The following is an 18,001-nucleotide window of genomic DNA, read 5'->3' on the forward strand; positions in this document are numbered from 1 at the left end:
CCCATGCCGAACACGGAAGTTAAGCGTCTCAGCGCCGAAAGTAGTTGGGGGATCTCCCCCTGTGAGGATAGGACGTTGCCAGGCAAACGTAGAAGACGATCAAGCATACGCTTGATCGTCTTTTTTTAATATTCAACAATTTAGGAGGAATAACAAATGGCTCCTTCTCGGAAAAACCCTTTTACGTTTCTAGAGACTTTAGAACAGCATGTACGTGAACGTCGCGTGTCTTTTCATGTACCGGGTCATCACAACGGTACGGTGGGCAATGATGGATTACCGAGTGCATTCGCAAGAGTCATGCCTTATGATCTGACTGAATTACCACATTTAGATGATTTGCACGATGCTTCCGGGATTATCGAGCAAGCTGAAACAGCACTAGGTAACCTGTATGCGAGTAAAAGTAAATGGCTTGTCAACGGATCGACCGTTGGAAATTGGAGTATGCTTGCGGCAACGGTAAAACGTGGGGAACGCGTATATGTGCAACGGAACTCACATAAGTCTGTTTGGAACGCGATTGAATGGTTAGGATTAAAACCGGTTTTATTAATGCCTATGATTGAGCGTGGTACAGGTATTCCAACAGTCGTAACGCTAGAAACGATTGAACAAGCCGTTCAAGAATTCCCTGGAGGGCGGGCCGTCATGTTGACGTCTCCTACGTATTATGGAGATATGGCTGACATTCGTGCAATTTCGGATTATTTGTCTCATTTAAACATTCCGTTGCTTGTCGATGAAGCACATGGCGCTCATTTGATTCACCCACAGTTGCCCCAGCGTTCTGCAATCTTTGAAGGAGCGAGCGCGGTGGTACAGTCCGCACATAAAACGTTACCTGCCTTAACGATGGGAGCTTGGATTCATTATAAAGAAGATATCGATGAAGTTCAGTTGAACCATGCGTTATCATCCTTTCAAACATCGAGTCCATCTTATCTTATTATGGCTTCATTGGATTATGCACGTTCCTATTTAGAAAGTTTAACGGATGAAGCATGGTCTTCTATTCAGAAAAGTCATGTATCTTTCGTACTTGAATTGAAACGTGCAGGCTTTTCGGTAAAAGTCGGGGACGATTTCACAAAAGTGACCATCATGACATACCCGAAAAATGGATTAGTCTTTTGTGAGCACCTTGCATCAATTGGAATAGACATCGAATTGGCTGCAGTTGACCACGTGTTATTGTGTCTACCATTAAGGGAAATAAACAAACAGGAAATTGAGCATTGGGTCACATTGATGAAAAAGGCTGCGACTCATGTGCCAATAATCGATGAGGATGAAACCATCTTCCCGTTCCCTTCAACACACCGGGTATCTGAACTGTATACGATGGCAGGGGATGAGCCAATACACCGTGTATCCTTTAAAGAGGCTGTCGGATCGATTTCAGCAGAGACGGTGATTCCTTACCCGCCGGGCATCCCATGGATTTTGAAAGGAGAGCGAATTACAGAAGAGAAAATCCGTGTACTCCTGGAATGGATTTCTTTAGGGAGGAAGCTTCAAGCCGGTAAGCATGTTATGATAGAGCAAATTGACGTTATTGTAGAGGAGTTTTAAAAAGTGAGCGGAATGTTTATTACAGTTGAAGGACCCGATGGATCAGGAAAATCCACACAACTTCAATTATTAGTCGAGAGCCTGAAGCAAAAAGGGTACGATATCGTTGTTACCCGTGAACCTGGAGGAACAACTGTCGGAAACCAGATTCGGGAAGTATTATTATCTCCGGACCATCATGAGATGACACCACGAGTTGAGATGATGCTCTACGCCGCTTCGAGAGCGCAAAACGTGGAACAAGTAATCCGTCCTGCATTAGAGAGAGGTGCGATTGTGCTTTGTGATCGATTCATCGATGCATCTATCGCCTATCAAGGATATGGCTTACAGTATGACCTCGATCAGATTCGGTCACTGAATGAGTGGGCAACAAACGGTTTAACACCCGATTTGACATTTTTGTTTGATTTGAGGCCGGAAAGAGCGAATGAACGAATGAAAGATCGTGGACAACTTGACCGGATTGAAAGTCGCGATCAGACCTTCCATGAGCGTGTCTACAAAGGATTCCAAACTTTACTCAAACAGTACCCCGAACGTATCATTCGAATTGACGCTGATCAATCGATTGAATGCATTCAAGATGAGGTACTTGACTATATAATCGAACGACTACAACAAGGAGGCGTAAAAAGATGATGAAAATGGTGATTGCAATCGTACACGATAAGGACAGCGCACGTTTGTCCGACGCATTAGTTGAACGAGATTTCCGCGCAACGAAATTAGCCACGACAGGTGGATTTTTAAAAGAAGGAAATACAACATTTATGATGGGGATTCCGCAAGAACGTCTCGATGATTTGATGGATGTGATTCAATCAAATTGCTCGAGTCGTGATCAAATGATCACGCCAATCTCACCGATGGGGGGACATGCCGATTCGTATATTCCTTACCCTGTCGAAGTACAAGTCGGAGGTGCGACTGTTTTCGTCTTGCCGATTGAAGGATTCCATCAGTTTTAATGGGAGTTGGGCATATGCGTTTTCAGGAATTACATGAGTCCCAAACAGTGGTGGCTCAAATCATAAAAAATTCAATCGTTTCAAATAAAGTGGGCCACGCGTACATCTTTTCGGGGGACTATGAGCCATTTTTAATTGACACGGCTACGTTGTTTGCGAAAGCGTTATTTTGTGAAACCCCGCAAGGAGCTGAACCGTGTGGGCTGTGTCGAAACTGTCGACGTATGGATTCAAAAAACATCGTGGACTACATCGAAGTAGAGCCGGATGGAGCCAGCATTAAAAAAGAGCAAATTCAGCAATTGCTCAGTGACTTGTCGTTACGAGGAGCTGAAGGAGATCGTCAAGTTTACGTTATTCATCAAGCGCATAAGATGACGACTCAAGCCGCGAATAGTCTATTGAAGTTCTTTGAAGAACCGGGTGTCGGAAAGCTTGCTATTTTAGTAACGACACAACCTCATCTACTCCTTCCGACGATTCGTTCGCGCGCTCAACAACTCGCTTTTCGCCCAATCGACCGTGCGCAATTGGCACAAACCATGTCGGAAGAACTGTCTTGCACATATGATTTGGCATACCTTGCCTTAACCGTTTACCCAAAATGGGATGATGCGAAAGAAGCACTTGGACAGGAGTGGTTTGTACAGGCGTACGGGCTAGTGGTACAATTAATTGAAGTATTGACGAAACGACCTCAAGAGTTGCTCTTGTTTGCACAAGAAAAATGGTTAGGACATTTCAAAGGACGAAATGAGTTACGGGTTGGCCTTGAGTTATTCGAACACTGGCTAGAGGAGGCACTCCATTTAAAAGTGCGAGATACGTATGCTCCGAAGCTATTTAAGAATGAGGTTGCTTTATACAACGCATTTATCCAAAATCGATCTGTCTCTAAACTCACACATGCGATTGAAAGTGTGCATGCGGCCATTCGACGACTCGAGGCAAACGTCAATCCTCAATTAACGTTCGAACGACTTTCGTTCGATTTGCAGAAAGGATAGAAGCGTGTGCTTGAAGTAGTTGGAGTCCGTTTTAAAGAAGCGGGAAAAATCTATTACTTTTCACCAGGCGATGCAACGCTTAAACGCGGGAACCATGTCATCGTTGAAACGGTACGTGGAATTGAGTACGGTGAAGTTGTCCAAGTCGATAAACAGCTCGGCGAAGACGAGGTTGTTATGCCGTTGAAGACAATCCTTCGTGTCGCTGACCAAAAGGATGCAGATATCGTACGCGATAATCGACTGGCAGCCGTTGATGCTCACGCCGTCTGTGAAGAAAAAATTCGAGAGCATCAACTAGATATGAAACTAGTCGATGTTGAGTATACATTTGATCGTAATAAAGTAATCTTTTATTTTACTGCCGAGGGTCGCGTCGATTTTCGAGAGTTGGTAAAAGACTTGGCTAGTGTGTTTCGAACACGGATCGAACTCCGACAAATCGGTGTTCGTGACGAAGCGAAGTTACTAAGCGGGATAGGACCATGTGGTCGAGTTCTTTGTTGTTCGTCATTTCTTGGGGAGTTTGAACCTGTCTCCATCAAAATGGCTAAAGATCAGAATCTCTCGTTAAATCCGAACAAGATTTCTGGGGTATGTGGTCGTCTGATGTGCTGCTTAAAATATGAGAATGACACATACGAAGAATTGAAACGTGATTTACCAGACGTCGGCAAGCGAATCAAAATTCCAGAAGGTGATGGTCGGGTAATCGGTCTCAATATTTTGGACCAACTCATTCAAGTTGAGCTCCACGATCGGACGCGAGTCGTCACATATACAATTGATGAACTCGTTGAGGTGGGTGCGATTAAACGAAAACCGTCAAAACAGTGATGGGGTGCTGAGCAGTGGAAAGAATGGACAAAAAAGAAGTGATGATGCGTGTAGATGCGATTGAGCAACAGATGCAACTCTTAACGGAGCACTTAGGCGTGCTAAAAGAACAGCTCGCTTATTTGCTTGAAGAGAATCAGCATATGTATCTAGAGAATCATCACTTGCGCGAAAAAGTCGAACAATTGGCAGAAGTTGATACGACAAATGGTGATTCACAAATCGCATTGTCGGGGAAAGGGCAGAACAACTTGGCTGCGCTTTATCAAGAAGGCTTCCATATTTGTAACCTCCATTACGGACAGGTACGAAAAGATGGGGACTGTCTCTTCTGTTTGTCGATGCTCAATAAACATTAATACGGGGCGATAGATAGGGGTTCCCTATCCATCGCCTTTCTTTTGTAGAAGGAGGAAATGATGGTAACGGTAAAAGATGGAGAACGCCTCGATGATTTACTCGGACGTCCAGGTAAAATCATTCAGAGTGACGATGTGTTCTCGTTTTCATTAGACGCGGTGTTGCTTGCAGAATTTGTGTGGGTACCTATTCAAAAAGGGCAGTTGGTTGATTTGTGTGCTGGTACCGGGGCAATTCCCCTCTTTTTGTCATATCGTACAAAAGGGACGATTACAGGCGTAGAGATTCAATCCAAGTTAGTCGATATGGCAAACCGAAGTATGGCGATTAATCGTCTTGAAGAGCGGATTCAGGTTGTCGAAGACGATGTCAAAACAGCTGCTAGCCAGCTCGGTCATGCGCGGTATGATGTTGTCACATGTAATCCACCATATTTCTTAGCGAATGATACGTCGCTACGGAATCAAAATGAGCATCATACGATTGCACGCCATGAAGTGTTGTGCACGTTAGAAGATTGTATTAAAACAGCAAGTCAACTCGTCAAGCCGGGAGGAAAAGTGGCGTTCGTGCATCGGCCAGAACGTTTACTCGATATCCTGACATTGATGCGTGCCTATCGAATTGAACCGAAGCGAATGCAGCTCGTTTATCCAAAAGCGGGACGCGAGGCGAATACCTTATTAATCGAGGGATCGAAAGATGGAAAAGCAGGTCTTAAAATTTTACCACCACTTGTTGTATATGAAGAAGACGATACGTATACGGAAACGATGCGAGCTATTCTCGATGCCTAAACACTATGCGTATATCGTGGAATGTCATGATGGAACGTACTATACGGGTTATACAACGAATGTGGATAAACGAATCCTTGCCCATAACGCAGGAAAAGGCGCTAAATATACGAAAGCTCGACTTCCGGTACGACTTCGGTACGTGCAATCGTTCGATACGAAACGGGAGGCCATGCAATACGAATGGTCCATTAAGCAATTGACCCGCGCACAAAAAGAGCAACTGATGGAGGGAACGACCAATGAATTCACAGAAGAGTTATCAAACTGAACAACCGACGTTGTATATCGTACCGACACCGATTGGGAACTTGGAGGACATGACGTATCGAGCGGTACGGATACTTCAGGAAGTCGATTTAATCGCAGCAGAAGACACACGTCAAACAATGAAACTTTGTCGCCATTTTGAAATTATGACAAAACTGGTTAGCTACCATGAGCACAACAAAGATGTGAGTGGGACAAGGCTTATCGAGGACCTAGTTGCTGGGAAGTCGATTGCCGTCGTCTCAGATGCTGGAATGCCTGGTATTTCAGATCCTGGGAGTGATCTCGTACGATTAGCCATTGAGGCAAGCATTCCAGTTGTCGTCTTACCAGGTGCCAATGCAGCGCTCACTGCACTCGTCGCATCCGGTCTTGCGACCGAGCGATTTCTCTATTATGGCTTTTTACCGCGAAAAAAGAAAGATCGGATTGATGTATTAGAATCGGTTCAATATGAGCCGGGAACCATCATTTTTTATGAGGCCCCTCATCGATTGAAAGAGATGTTAACGGCGATTCGACAAGTGTTCGGGAACCGACAAATCGTATTAGGTCGAGAACTAACAAAAACGTTCGAAGAGTTTTTGAGAGGGACGATAGATGAAGCGTTGCAATGGTGTGAAGGCGAAGTTCGTGGGGAGTTTGTCGTCCTTGTGAGCGGCGCGACAGAAGCGGCCCCTACAACTACGTGGTGGGAATCACTTTCTGTGTATGAACACGTAGTTCATTATGTGGAAGAAGGATTAAACCCAAATGCAGCAATCAAACAGACGGCGAAAGACCGTGGGGAGTCCCGCAACGATGTATATGATGCATACCATCAACTGCATAAAAAAGAGTAAGCAAGGAAATCCTTGCTTACTCTTCGCTGTAGTAGTTTTCGAGCATGTTCTTCAATTCAACGAGAACACGTTGTGCACCTTCTGGTGACAAGATGAGTTTGCCGTCTGCCAATTTGAAGTTATCGTCCGATACTTCGCCTGTAACTTGGCAAGTCATGTTCGGCTTATATTTTTTCAAAACGATTTGATCGTTGTCGACGTAAATCTCGAGAGCATCTTTCTCTGCAATTCCGAGTGTACGGCGCAATTCGATTGGAATAACGACACGACCAAGTTCATCAACCTTACGTACAATACCTGTAGATTTCATTTGTGTTTCCTCCTCCAATGGTGTCGAAATCTCGTGGTGACATGAATCGTCAAAATTCGACAATGTGACTACAGCAAAAAGCATACTAAACTTTCCAATTGCAGTAAACTGCTTACTATCTGGAAAAGTAAATTTTCGAATTTTGTCGAATTGAGAACGGTATATACCTAAATTTCCCCGATAGTTTGAACTTGAAACAAAGAAAGGGTATTTTTGGAACATTTATGACGAAGAAAACGCAAAAAAATTCCAAACAATTAGGTTTGGAAATTCTTTTGTCGAACCGTGTATAATGGAAATTGCATATGTCGAAAGGATGGAGAATAAATCATGGCGAAGCCAACTTTTTATATTACAACCCCAATTTATTATCCGAGTGCGAAATTGCACATCGGTCACGCATATACCACGGTAGCAGGTGATGCGGTTGCGCGCTACAAACGCTTAAAAGGATTTGACGTCCGTTATTTGACAGGAACGGATGAGCATGGGCAAAAAATTCAAGAAAAAGCGAAAGAAGCAGGCGTGACGCCACAGGCTTTCGTTGATGAAGTCGTTGAAGAGATTAAAGTTTTATGGGATCGTCTTGAAATTTCGTACGATGACTACATTCGTACGACAGAAGACCGCCATAAGAAAGTGGTCGAACATATTTTTGAGACGTTACTTAAAAATGGGGACATCTATCTTGGTGAGTATGAAGGATGGTATTCAGTTCCGGATGAGACGTACTACACAGAGTCACAACTCGTTGATGGAAAAAGCCCTGACAGCGGGCATCCAGTCGAGCTTGTGCGCGAAGAGTGCTACTTTTTCCGTCTTAGCAAATACGCGGATCGCTTGATTGAATATTTTGAGTCACATCCTGAGTTTATTTTGCCGGAATCTCGTAAAACCGAGATGATCAATAACTTCTTGAAACCGGGACTCCAAGATTTGGCAGTTTCGCGTACTACATTTGATTGGGGCGTACAAGTCCCATCGAACCCGAAACACGTCGTTTACGTATGGGTCGATGCGCTCACGAACTATATTTCGTCACTCGGGTATGGGACAGACAATGACGAGCTCTTCAACCGCTATTGGCCAGCAGATGTCCATTTAGTCGGAAAAGAAATCGTCCGTTTCCATACGATTATTTGGCCAGCTCTCTTAATGGCGCTTGACCTCCCGTTACCGAAGCAAGTGTTTGCGCACGGGTGGCTGCTTATGAAAGATGGAAAGATGTCGAAATCAAAAGGAAACGTGGTCGATCCGATTCCATTGATTGACCGCTATGGGCTCGACTCTGTCCGTTACTATCTTCTTCGCGAAGTGCCGTTCGGAGCGGATGGCACGTTCACTCCGGAAGCGTTTGTTGACCGTTTGAACTTCGATTTGGCAAATGACCTCGGGAACTTATTGAATCGCACCGTTGCGATGATTAAGAAGTACTTCGACGGAAACATTCCGGCCTATAACGGTAATGTCACAGCGTTCGATGCGGAACTGTTAAATATGGTGAAGGAAACGACACGCAAAACGGAAGAAGCCATGGAGCACATGGAATTTTCGGTCGCACTCACAAATATTTGGCAGCTCGTCAGCCGTGCGAACAAATACATTGATGAGACACAACCGTGGGTTCTCGTGAAAGATGAGTCGAAGCGTGAAGAACTCGCTTCTGTCATGACACACCTTGCGGGCGTTCTACGTCACGTGGCTGTTATGATCCAACCATTCATGACACGTGCCCCGAAAGAAATGTTCCGTCAACTCGGGCTCGAGGGAGAGGATATGTCTTGGGAGGCACTCGATACATTCGCGGACTTTAACAATGCGGTTGTGACGGACGGGACGCCAATTTTCCCACGTCGTGATGTGAAGGAAGAAGTGGATGCAATCCAAGAAATGATGCGTCAAGCATCAAAAGCACGGATTGAAGAAACGGAAACGGCGTCAGTGGAAGAAGTCGATGAAGACGTTCGTCCTGAAATCACGATTGATGTCTTTGATCAGGTCGAATTCCGTGTAGGTCAAATCGTGGAAGCCGATAAGATTAAAAAAGCGAAGAAACTGTTGAAACTTCAAGTCGACCTCGGGAAAGAGACGCGTCAAATCGTGTCTGGTATTGCTGAATGGTATGCCCCTGAAGATTTGGTTGGCAAGAAAGTCATCGTTGTCGCAAACTTGAAACCGGTCAAACTTCGGGGAGAACTGTCTCAAGGGATGATTTTAGCGGCAGATCGTGATGGAAAGCTAGAACTCGCAACGGTGTCAGACCAGATGCCGAACGGTGCCATCGTCAAATAATGGAATGGGGGAGACCGCGGTCTCCCTCTCTTTTTCTAAGGAGGAAACAAGATGTTGATTGATACACACACGCACATCAATGCAGAACAGTTCAACGAGGATGTGGGAGAGACAATCGAGCGGGCGAGAGAAGCAGGAGTATCTCCGCTACTTGTCGTCGGATTTGATACGCCGACCATCGATCGGGCAATCGAGTTGGCAGAAGCGCATGAAGACATCTATGCCATTGTGGGGTGGCATCCGGTCGATGCGATTGATTGTAAAAATGCGGATTTGGCACGGATTGAAGCACTTATGAGTCATCCGAAAGTGATGGCACTCGGTGAAATCGGTCTCGACTATCACTGGGACAAGTCGCCGAGAGACGTGCAACAGCGTCTCTTCCGCCAACAAATTGCCATCGCAAAGCGCACGAATATGCCAATTGTCATTCATAATCGAGAAGCGACGGCTGATGTGCTCGATATTTTGGAAGAAGAGCATGCCGAGGAAGTCGGTGGTGTGTTCCATAGTTATAGCATGTCCGTTGAACTCTTGCCGCGTTGCTTAGATTTGAACTTTTATATTTCATTGGGAGGACCGGTCACGTTTAAAAATGCGAAGGTTCCAAAAGCAGTCGCACAAGAAGTGCCACTGAACCGTCTTCTCGTCGAAACGGATTGTCCTTACTTGACCCCGACCCCTTTCCGTGGAAAACGGAACGAACCGGCATACGTTAAATATGTAGCGGAAGAGATTGCGTCACTTCGAGACATGGCATTCGATGAACTGGCAGAAGCGACGACAGCTAACGCGAAGAAGTTGTTTCGACTTCCATGATTAAACGTGTGCTAGCTAGTATAGGTGTTATCGTGACCGCTTCTGTGGCGTATGTCATGCTACAGCCTGAAGTAATCAAGGTCGTCGATGACGGTGTCGTGATTGAGCATGAGACAAGGGCAGATTCCGTTCTCGAGGTGCTTGAAGAATTAAACATCACGTTAGATGAGACGGATTACGTCACACCAGCACTGAGTGGGGATGTACCGGAAGACCGTCTGATCCGGATTGAGCGTTCACATGAGGTGTCACTTCAAATTGGGTATGGACAAATCGAGTCGATTCAAACGCGCGAAAGGACCGTGGAGGACGTGTTGTTGCGTTACGGAGTGACCGTGCGGGATGGAGACACCGTATATCCGTCCGTGCGTACACCGGTGGCGAATGGGATGACGATTCGTTATCAACCGGTTGTTGCGGTGAATTTGATTGTCGGGCAAGATGCGTTGACGATCTACACGATGGCAACAGACGTTAAACAACTGTTAACAGAAGAGAACATCGATGTGACGGAAAGTGACACGGTCATACCAGCCCTGTCGACATCCATTCGTGAAGGATTGACGATTACGGTCAACACGAATCGTGACGTTGTTCAATATGAGAGCCAGTTGATTCCGTTTGAGGTGGTTGAGGAAGAGGATGAGACGCTCGACGAAGGTGTGAAGCAAACGGTACAAGTCGGGGTTCCTGGACTTGAACGGACAAGGTATGCACTTACTGTGGAAAATGGTACAATTACAAATCGTACGAAAACGGAAGTGGAAACGTTGCGTAAAACGACGCCGCAGATCATCAAAGTGGGAACGAAGGAAGTCGTGGAATCGACTACCGAGCCGACGACTGCGGATGAATCGAGCCCGTTTATACCGGAAGCCGAAGTGGAGATTGTCGAGGCGCCCAAAACGGATGACGTGTTAGATTTCTCATCTGCGAAACAATTGCTTGTAGAAGCGACCGCTTATACGAACAATCCGGAAGATACGGTGACATATAACGGGCGCGTGCTGACAAGAAGTGGATATGATGTGACGGACACGATACTGTTTGAAGGAATGCGGATTATAGCGGTTGACCCTGCTATCATTCCACTCGGGACCCGCGTATACGTTGAAGGGGTTGGTATGGCGATTGCTCTTGATACAGGAAGTGCGATCAAAGGCCAAAAAATCGACATCATGATGGATGAAAAGGAAGAGGCCGTGACGTTTGGTCGTAAGCCGCTCACCATCTGGGTGATTCCGAAACAAGAAGAAGAGAAAGAAGGATCAGACAATGCGTGAGAAAATACAAGAAATCATCGTCGTAGAGGGGCGTGACGATACGGCGCGACTTCAAGAGGTATTCGATGTCGATACGATTGAGACGAACGGCTCTGCCGTGTCTGATCAGACGATTGAACGAATTCGTCGTGCACAAGAAAAACGGGGGGTCATCATTTTGACGGACCCCGATTACCCGGGGGACCGGATTCGAGCAATCGTCGAGGAGCGGGTCAAAGGGTGTAAGCATGCTCACCTTCCCCGGGCGGAGGCAAAGGACAAACGTGGGAAAATTGGTGTAGAACACGCGAGTCCTGAGTCGATTCGTCGCGTCTTGCGTTCGGTATTTGAACCGCGTGTCGAAACAGATCAACCGATCGTTACACGTAAGATGGTATTAGAGGCTGATTTAATCGGAAGTACAGCGGCTGCGACGCGTCGGAAACGGCTCGGCGTACTGCTTCGCATCGGTGAGCCGAACGCCAAACAATTTGTCAAACGGGTCGAGGCGCTTGGCGTCACGATTGAAGAGTGGGAGCAGGCACTTGCTCAATTAGAGGAGGAACAGGGTTGAAAGACATTGCAACAATCCAACGAACGAAATCAATTTTAGAGCGCCACGGTTTTTCATTCAAAAAATCGCTAGGTCAAAACTTTTTAATCGATTTAAATATTTTAAGTAAGATTGTCGGTGCAGCAGAACTGAGTGAATCAAGCGGAGTACTCGAGATTGGTCCCGGGATCGGTTCGCTAACGGAGCAGTCGGCCAAGCGCGCCAAAAAAGTCGTGGCGCTTGAGATTGACCAACGTCTTTTACCGATTCTCGAAGATACGATGTCACCGTATCCGCACGTGAAAGTGATTCATGGGGATGCTTTAGAATTAAATTTACGTGAAATCGTCGAGCAGGAATTTTTAAATGAAGGTATTGAAGATATATCCGTTGTCGCAAACTTGCCCTACTACGTTACAACACCGATCATCATGCGATTGCTCGAGAGTGGTGTGAAATTCCGTTCACTCGTCATGATGATTCAAAAAGAGGTGGCAGAACGGATTGGTGCAAAACCTGGAACGAAGGCATACGGTTCACTATCGATTGCGATTCAGTACTACGCGGAGACAGAAGTCAGTTTTATCGTTCCGAAAAACGTATTCATTCCAGCGCCGAACGTCGATTCGGCCGTCATCACGCTTCGAATGCGCAAGGAGCCGGCTGTACAGGTGAAGGACGAGGCTTTTTTCTTTGATGTCGCGCGCGCAAGCTTCGCACAACGTCGTAAAACCATTCTGAACAACTTGACAAACTATATTGGAAAAGAACATAAAGTCGAACTCGAACGCTCACTTCATGAGGCGGGAATCGATCCAAAGCGTCGAGGAGAAACGTTGAGCCTAGAAGAATTCGCACGATTATCTGACACAATTTTACCACTTAAAAATAGTTGACGACCTTAATACTAGTCGTTATAATATAAATCTTTATTTTCATATTTAAATATGCTATACTTGTAACAGTGAGGTGAAGCGTATGCCAAAAACGTTACAAGAAATCAGACAGAAACTCGAATCGCATGTTGGTGAACGATTGACGTTGAAAGCAAACGGCGGTCGTAAGAAAGTCGTTACTCGGTTTGGAACGCTCGTTGAGACATATCCTGCGGTCTTCGTTGTGAAATTAGACGAAGAGTTGCACAATGTTGAGCGTGTCTCGTATAGCTACGCTGATGTCCTAACGGATACAGTTAAAATTGAATTCGGCAATTGATTTATAAATGAGGGGCGGATGCATTGGCAGCTGCTTCTTTTTTTGTGCGCCTGTTTACGGTACAATGTCGAACAGGAGACAAATGGGAAGGGTGAACGTGATGCGCACGATTAGTGTGAAAGCGCCGGCAAAAATTAATTTGACGCTCGATGTCCTCGGAAAGCGTTCGGACGGCTATCATGAAGTAGAAATGATAATGACGACAGTCGACTTAGCAGACCGTTTGGAGTTGACAGTTTTAGAATCGGATGAGATTCGGATTCAATCGGAACATGCCTATGTGCCGAATGATCATCGAAATTTAGCATATCGAGCAGCGGAGTTGTTGCGTGAGCGTTTTAATATTCAACAAGGTATCGAGATTGTGCTCGATAAACAAATTCCTGTAGCTGCTGGTCTTGCCGGTGGATCGAGTGATGCAGCGGCAACGCTTCGCGGGATGAACGAACTGTTCTCATTGAACTTGTCATTAGAGGAACTAGCGGAGCTCGGTGCGGAAATCGGGTCTGACGTGTCATTTTGTGTCATCGGGGGGACGGCGATTGCCCGAGGGCGTGGAGAACGGTTAGAAATGATTCCGGCGCCGCCACCGTGTTACGTTGTGCTCGGCAAACCAAAAATCGGGGTCTCAACCGCAGATGTGTATCGGGCTGTGCGTATGGATGAGGTCCATCATCCAAACACTGAGGCTATGGTGGGAGCGATTCATCAGAAAGATTTTCATGGAATTTGTGAAAACCTCGGGAATTCGCTCGAAAGTGTGACGCTCAAACTTCACCCGGAAGTAAAACAAATCAAAGAGACGATGCGTCATTGCGGGGCGGAAGGTGTTCTCATGAGCGGAAGTGGACCGACTGTCTTTGCGTTGATTGAACACGAGCAAAAAGCGCACCGAATCTATAACGGTTTAAAAGGATTTTGCCCAGAAGTGTTCGTCGTTCGGATTCTCGGCAAAAGACATTGAACAAAAACGAATGAAAGTGATATATTTTTATTAGAACATTCGTTTATTAATGAAGAAGTGAAGGAGAATCCGTATGAAAATTCGTAGAAGTGGTCGTCTCGTCGATATGACCCGTTATTTGCTTGACCATCCGCATCAGCTTGTCTCGTTGTCGATGTTTTCAAGCCGTTATAAAGCTGCAAAGTCCTCGATTAGCGAAGATCTTGTCATTGTTAGTGAAATGCTGTCTCATGATGGAATTGGTAAGCTTGTTACCGTTCCTGGTGCGGCCGGTGGTGTTATGTTTATTCCAGGATGGAGTAAAGACAAATCACTTGAGATGATTGATACGCTCTGTGATCAGTTATCAAAACCTGAGCGTCTGTTACCGGGTGGATACCTCTACTTAACCGACGTGTTAGGTAATCCAAGCCAGGTGAAGCCGATGGGTCAAGTTTTTGCGTCTGTGTTCGCAGACCGGAAAGTTGATGTCGTCATGACCATTGCGACGAAGGGAATCCCGATTGCTTATGCCGTTGCCGAACAATTAGGTGTCCCATTTGTCATCGTCCGTTCGGATAGTCGTGTCACAGAAGGATCGACTGTCAGTATCAACTACGTATCTGGTTCATCGAAAGCAATTCGTACGATGGCACTTGCACGCCGAAGTCTACCACGCGGTGCGAATGTGCTTTTGATTGATGATTTCATGAAGGCCGGCGGGACGATTCGTGGGATGATGAGCCTCTTGAATGAATTTGAAGCCAATCTTGCGGGTGTCGGTGTCTTGATGGAGGCTGAAGGGGCCGAGAAAAAGATGGTGAGTGAATACGTCAGCTTGATGAAATTGACGAATGTCGATCCTGATGAAGGGCTTGTCACCATTTCGCGGGGGAATGTGGAACAATTCTTAAAGTGATTGGCAAAATTTTGATTTCGTTTTATGATTAGAGGGTATAGAGTTATCAATATGAAGTCATGACGTTCGTTTGAAACCAACTGAACCTTACAGAAGATCACACCATGGCGTAGACAACGATGAAAAAGGGGATGCGAAACATGCAGATCACAGACGTAAAAATTCGCAAAGTCGCGACAGAAGGCAGAATGAAAGCGTTGGCCTCAATCACACTTGACCATGAATTCGTTGTACATGACCTTCGAATCATCGAAGGAAGTAGCGGTCTATTTGTCGCCATGCCGAGCAAACGGACACCAGAAGGCATTTTTCGCGATATTGCGCATCCGATTAACGGGGAGATGCGACAAAAGGTCGAAGCGGCTGTATTGGAAACCTATTCCAATATGGATGTGGAAATCCTTGACCCACAACATGTGTCATACGGTACACATGAATAACAGAAAACAGCGGTTAGGTTGCCTACCGCTGTTTTTTTGCGTTTCAATGGTTAAGGAACGGTACAACTATTGAAACGAAGGCATGGTTTCGATATAGTAGAAACGGTGTAAATAGGATTTAGTTGCAGAAAAGCCGAACTATACAGACCAATCACAGCTGTTGTGAGATAGGAGCGAATCAAGCATGGAGCGTTTTGCAGTCATTTTGGCAGCAGGAAAAGGGACGCGAATGAAGTCGAAGTTATATAAAGTACTTCATCCGGTTCTAGGGAAACCAATGGTCGAGCATGTTGTCGATCAGTTAGACCAAATCGGTGTCAGTCGTCAAATCGTAATCGTTGGCCATGGGGCGGAAGCGGTACAAGACACGCTCGGCACACGGGTAGAGTATGCGGTCCAGGAAGAACAGCTTGGAACAGGGCACGCTGTTCAGATGGCTGAAGCAGAGCTTGCGGGTAAATCAGGGGCGACGCTTGTCGTCTGTGGAGATACACCGTTACTCACGGCCGAAACGTTAGAAGCCCTTCTCGCGCATCACGAAGCGCAACAAGCAAAAGTCACGGTGTTGACTGCGATTGCTGACGATGCGACCGGATATGGTCGAGTCGTTCGTGGTGAAGATGGGAACGTGACGAAAGTCGTGGAACATAAAGATGCTTCAGAGGCAGAACTCGCCATCAATGAAATCAACACTGGGACGTACGTATTTGATAATGAATTGTTGTTTGATGCACTCAAACAAGTCGGGAACAACAATGCACAGGGTGAATATTACTTACCTGACGTCATTTCAATCGCAAAAGAAGCGGGCGAAGTGGTTGCGGCGCATATAGCACCGACGTTTGATGAGACAATTGGGGTCAATGACCGCGTCGCCTTGTCGCAAGCAGAGGCCATCATGCGTAAACGGACAAATGAACGTCTCATGCGTGAAGGGGTTACCTTCATGGACCCGGCATCGACATATATTTCACCAGACGTGGTCATCGGCTCGGATACGGTCATTTATCCGGGAACGGTCATTCTTGGCAAGACGACGATTGGCTCAGAATGTGTCATCGGACCAAACTCGGACATCCGCAACAGTGTGATTGAAGATCATGCTGTCGTACGCCAGTCTGTCGTGACAGACAGCCGAATCGGTGAGGCGGCTCAAGTCGGACCGTTCGCTCACTTACGTCAACAAGCTGTCCTCGGTGCGAACACGCGCGTCGGTAACTTTGTTGAGATTAAAAAATCGACGTTCGGCGACGGTGCGAAAGCGTCACACTTGAGCTATATCGGGGATGCGTCAATCGGTGAGCGCGTCAACTTAGGTTGTGGCTCGATCACAGTGAACTATGACGGCAAAAATAAGTTTGAGACAGTCGTGGAAGACGATGCGTTCGTCGGCTGTAACGTCAACTTGATTGCCCCTGTAAAAGTCGGGAAAGGCGCGATTGTCGCTGCTGGATCGACGATTACGAGTGATGTACCAGAAGAGGCGCTAGCGATTGCACGCGAACGCCAAACGAATAAAGAAGGCTACACAAAACGATAACTTGCTGCCAATCATTATGGAAAACGATGGAGGAGAATCCTAAACATGTCTACTGTATACGAACGAGAAATTCGTCTATTTAGCTTAAACTCGAACCGCCCGCTTGCTGAAGAAATCGCGAAAGAAATTGGTGTCCCGCTCAGTGATTGCCAAGTCAAACGTTTCAGCGACGGTGAACTCTATATTAACATCGAGGAAAGTGTTCGTGGAGATGATGTGTATGTCATCCAATCAACAAGCTCGCCTGTAAACGAAACGCTCATGGAATTGCTCGTCATGATCGATGCACTCAAACGTGCTTCTGTCCGTACGATTAACATCGTGATGCCGTATTACGGGTACGCACGTCAAGACCGTAAAGCACGCTCGCGTGAACCGATCACAGCGAAACTTGTCGCTGACCTTCTTACGGTAGCGGGTGCGACACGCGTCATCACGATGGATTTGCATGCAGCGCAAATTCAAGGATTCTTCAATATTCCGGTTGACCAATTACTCGGTGTACCGCTCATCTCGACTTACTTTGAAACAGAAGAGTTTCAAGCGAAAGATATCGTGGTCGTTTCTCCAGATCACGGTGGCGTGACACGCGCACGAAAATTGGCAGAACGTTTGAAAGCGCCGATCGCCATCATTGACAAGCGTCGTCCGAAAGCGAATGTCGCTGAAGTCATGAACATCGTTGGAAGCGTTGAAGGGAAAACAGCGATTTTGATCGACGACATCATCGATACAGCGGGTACAATCACTCTTGCTGCAGATGCCATCGTCGAAGCGGGCGCGAAGGAAGTATATGCGTCTTGTACGCATCCGGTTCTTTCTGGTCCAGCGATGGAGCGCATCGACAACTCATCGATCAAAGAGTTGGTTGTCCTAAATACCATCGATTTGACGGGTCGCCCTTGCTCGAGCAAGATCAAGCAAATGTCGGTTGCCCATTTACTTGGGGAAGCGATTATGCGCGTACACGAGCATAAATCGGTCAGTACCCTATTCGATTAAAAAAACGAGGCCCGGAGGCATTCGCCTTTGGGCTTTTTTGTTCAGGA

At 46.3% G+C, this 18,001-nt stretch carries 21 protein-coding genes and 1 rRNA gene; 21 read left to right on the plus strand and 1 reads right to left on the minus strand.

What is annotated here, in order from left to right; all coding sequences use genetic code 11:
- The 10 genes from rrf to rsmI all read left to right on the plus strand — a co-directional run.
- Positions 1-84: ribosomal RNA gene (gene rrf / locus KNO98_RS14880) — 5S ribosomal RNA — on the plus strand; the annotation flags it as partial.
- 72 nt (positions 85-156) lie between these two features.
- A complete protein-coding gene (locus KNO98_RS14210) occupies positions 157-1,575 on the plus strand; it encodes an aminotransferase class I/II-fold pyridoxal phosphate-dependent enzyme (protein WP_214701474.1) in 1,419 nt (472 codons plus the stop codon).
- Between the two features lie 3 nt (positions 1,576-1,578).
- Entirely contained in the window at positions 1,579-2,217 is a 639-nt protein-coding gene (tmk, locus tag KNO98_RS14215; protein WP_214701475.1) for a dTMP kinase, read from the plus strand.
- The gene (locus KNO98_RS14220; protein WP_026824765.1) at positions 2,217-2,546 is read left to right on the plus strand and encodes a cyclic-di-AMP receptor; all 330 of its coding nucleotides are present in this window, start codon (positions 2,217-2,219) and stop codon (positions 2,544-2,546) included. The genes tmk and KNO98_RS14220 overlap by 1 nt, the downstream gene beginning before the upstream one ends.
- A gap of 14 nt (positions 2,547-2,560) precedes the next feature.
- Positions 2,561-3,553 carry a DNA polymerase gene (locus tag KNO98_RS14225; protein WP_026824766.1) on the plus strand — a complete coding sequence of 331 codons (993 nt, stop codon included), beginning with the start codon at positions 2,561-2,563 and terminating at the stop codon, positions 3,551-3,553.
- Positions 3,554-3,559: 6 nt separating this feature from the next.
- Positions 3,560-4,390, plus strand: a complete 831-nt coding sequence (locus KNO98_RS14230; RefSeq protein WP_026824767.1) for a PSP1 domain-containing protein — start codon at positions 3,560-3,562, stop codon at positions 4,388-4,390.
- Between the two features lie 23 nt (positions 4,391-4,413).
- Entirely contained in the window at positions 4,414-4,749 is a 336-nt protein-coding gene (gene yabA / locus KNO98_RS14235; protein WP_012727746.1) for a DNA replication initiation control protein YabA, read from the plus strand.
- A 60-nt stretch (positions 4,750-4,809) separates the two neighbouring features.
- Complete coding sequence (locus KNO98_RS14240; RefSeq protein WP_214701476.1) at positions 4,810-5,547, plus strand: tRNA1(Val) (adenine(37)-N6)-methyltransferase; 738 nt, start codon at positions 4,810-4,812, stop codon at positions 5,545-5,547.
- Positions 5,540-5,818: a GIY-YIG nuclease family protein gene (locus tag KNO98_RS14245; protein WP_214701478.1), complete on the plus strand. Its 279-nt coding sequence runs from the start codon at positions 5,540-5,542 to the stop codon at positions 5,816-5,818. Before KNO98_RS14240 ends, KNO98_RS14245 begins: the two co-directional genes overlap by 8 nt.
- Positions 5,790-6,659 (plus strand): 16S rRNA (cytidine(1402)-2'-O)-methyltransferase, encoded by an 870-nt coding sequence (gene rsmI, locus KNO98_RS14250; RefSeq protein WP_214701479.1) that lies wholly within the window; start codon positions 5,790-5,792, stop codon positions 6,657-6,659. The genes KNO98_RS14245 and rsmI overlap by 29 nt, the downstream gene beginning before the upstream one ends.
- 16 nt (positions 6,660-6,675) lie before the next feature.
- Here rsmI and KNO98_RS14255 read toward each other — a convergent pair whose 3' ends face one another.
- Positions 6,676-6,969 carry a transition state genes transcriptional regulator AbrB gene (locus tag KNO98_RS14255; RefSeq protein WP_012727742.1) on the minus strand — a complete coding sequence of 98 codons (294 nt, stop codon included), beginning with the start codon at positions 6,967-6,969 and terminating at the stop codon, positions 6,676-6,678.
- A gap of 330 nt (positions 6,970-7,299) precedes the next feature.
- Here KNO98_RS14255 and metG point away from each other — a divergent pair, with 330 nt between their 5' ends.
- The 11 genes from metG (at position 7,300) to KNO98_RS14310 (ending at position 17,954) form a co-directional block, all read left to right on the plus strand.
- Complete coding sequence (metG, locus tag KNO98_RS14260) at positions 7,300-9,261, plus strand: methionine--tRNA ligase (protein ID WP_214701480.1); 1,962 nt, start codon at positions 7,300-7,302, stop codon at positions 9,259-9,261.
- A 51-nt stretch (positions 9,262-9,312) separates the two neighbouring features.
- Complete coding sequence (locus KNO98_RS14265) at positions 9,313-10,080, plus strand: TatD family hydrolase (protein ID WP_214701481.1); 768 nt, start codon at positions 9,313-9,315, stop codon at positions 10,078-10,080.
- On the plus strand, positions 10,077-11,363 hold the full coding sequence (locus KNO98_RS14270) for a 3D domain-containing protein (RefSeq protein WP_214701482.1): 1,287 nt from the start codon (positions 10,077-10,079) through the stop codon (positions 11,361-11,363). Before KNO98_RS14265 ends, KNO98_RS14270 begins: the two co-directional genes overlap by 4 nt.
- Positions 11,356-11,916, plus strand: coding sequence for a ribonuclease M5 (rnmV, locus tag KNO98_RS14275; protein WP_214701483.1), 561 nt, complete (start codon positions 11,356-11,358; stop codon positions 11,914-11,916). The genes KNO98_RS14270 and rnmV overlap by 8 nt, the downstream gene beginning before the upstream one ends.
- Positions 11,913-12,791, plus strand: coding sequence for a 16S rRNA (adenine(1518)-N(6)/adenine(1519)-N(6))-dimethyltransferase RsmA (gene rsmA / locus KNO98_RS14280; RefSeq protein WP_214701484.1), 879 nt, complete (start codon positions 11,913-11,915; stop codon positions 12,789-12,791). The genes rnmV and rsmA overlap by 4 nt, the downstream gene beginning before the upstream one ends.
- Before the next feature lie 82 nt (positions 12,792-12,873).
- Positions 12,874-13,110 carry a Veg family protein gene (locus KNO98_RS14285; RefSeq protein WP_026824776.1) on the plus strand — a complete coding sequence of 79 codons (237 nt, stop codon included), beginning with the start codon at positions 12,874-12,876 and terminating at the stop codon, positions 13,108-13,110.
- Between the two features lie 100 nt (positions 13,111-13,210).
- Positions 13,211-14,074 carry a 4-(cytidine 5'-diphospho)-2-C-methyl-D-erythritol kinase gene (gene ispE / locus KNO98_RS14290; RefSeq protein WP_214701487.1) on the plus strand — a complete coding sequence of 288 codons (864 nt, stop codon included), beginning with the start codon at positions 13,211-13,213 and terminating at the stop codon, positions 14,072-14,074.
- Positions 14,075-14,147: 73 nt separating this feature from the next.
- Positions 14,148-14,972 (plus strand): pur operon repressor, encoded by an 825-nt coding sequence (purR, locus tag KNO98_RS14295; RefSeq protein WP_214701488.1) that lies wholly within the window; start codon positions 14,148-14,150, stop codon positions 14,970-14,972.
- A 140-nt stretch (positions 14,973-15,112) separates the two neighbouring features.
- Positions 15,113-15,412: a septation regulator SpoVG gene (spoVG, locus tag KNO98_RS14300; RefSeq protein WP_012727733.1), complete on the plus strand. Its 300-nt coding sequence runs from the start codon at positions 15,113-15,115 to the stop codon at positions 15,410-15,412.
- Positions 15,413-15,596: 184 nt separating this feature from the next.
- A complete protein-coding gene (gene glmU / locus KNO98_RS14305; RefSeq protein ID WP_214701490.1) occupies positions 15,597-16,952 on the plus strand; it encodes a bifunctional UDP-N-acetylglucosamine diphosphorylase/glucosamine-1-phosphate N-acetyltransferase GlmU in 1,356 nt (451 codons plus the stop codon).
- A 45-nt stretch (positions 16,953-16,997) separates the two neighbouring features.
- A complete protein-coding gene (locus KNO98_RS14310; protein ID WP_012727731.1) occupies positions 16,998-17,954 on the plus strand; it encodes a ribose-phosphate diphosphokinase in 957 nt (318 codons plus the stop codon).
- Positions 17,955-18,001 lie beyond the last annotated feature (47 nt).

This window comes from Exiguobacterium sp. s57 (assembly GCF_018617685.1).
Lineage (GTDB): Bacteria > Bacillota > Bacilli > Exiguobacteriales > Exiguobacteriaceae > Exiguobacterium > Exiguobacterium marinum.